General features: G+C 42.3%; 1 protein-coding gene. It reads right to left on the reverse strand.

What is annotated here, in order from left to right:
- Positions 1-41 precede the first annotated feature (41 nt).
- The coding region (locus HMPREF9439_RS07000) for an IS110 family RNA-guided transposase (RefSeq protein ID WP_008864325.1) at positions 42-896 on the reverse strand (855 nt) is incomplete at its 5' end.

Here is an 896-nt window from a genome sequence, read left to right on the forward strand (position 1 = left end):
CTTAGTTGTAGACGATTGTGCTCGAACTGTAAGTTAAATCTTTAGCTCCCTTTGGACAATGAGCATTTCGCGACCCCCGCTATTTTTGGGTTATAAGGTTTGCTACTGATAAGAATAGCTCTAACGATCCGTAAAAGCTTTGCGGCAACGGCGCATACTAGTTTTCCCCACGGCATTTTTTCTTTTTGCTTCTTCAAAATCCACTTCGTTAACTGTTTGGATTTTAATTTTCCACAAGTGGCCAAGCGGATCACACATCCAGCCCCTTGCACCATTAAAGACCTCATTGTCCTGTCTCCACGATGGGTGATTTTTCCTTTTCTCTCATTGTGCCCTGTGGCAATGCTTCTTGGTACCAAGCCATAATAGGCAGGAAAATCTTTGGGATTTTTAAATCTCTTGATGTCTCCAATCGTTGCACGAAGTCTGCAACTGCAGATTGTTCCCAGTCCCGGAATCGTTTGAATTAGCTGGCAAACTTTATCGTTCTTAGCCAACACCTCAAGAGTTTTGGTGATTTTATTCAAGACCTTTTGAGTCGTTTGTGCGTGTGTGACCATGTCAACGAGACTTTCCCTCAGTTCCTCCGGAAAAGCTGCGTGATTTTCAATCAGATCTTTCAATTGAGCTTTCCCGCTGATTCCTTTCGATATATTCAATCCCCAGGCTTGGCAAATCCCTTTTAAAGACACAATGGTCTGTCTATATTGTTTGATATATTGTTCCCGCAGCGTTGTTAAGCTCGCGTACTTTTGTTGCTCTATATCTTTGGCTTTGATTGTCCTCAGCTGTTTATCTTGGGCTAGAAAAGCCAGAGCTTGAGCATCATTCAAATCAGTTTTTTGGCCTGAATAATGATTTTCAACGTAGTTCTGTACATTCTTGCCGCCGATAAC

Source organism: Parasutterella excrementihominis YIT 11859 (genome assembly GCF_000205025.1).
Taxonomy (GTDB): domain Bacteria; phylum Pseudomonadota; class Gammaproteobacteria; order Burkholderiales; family Burkholderiaceae_F; genus Parasutterella; species Parasutterella excrementihominis.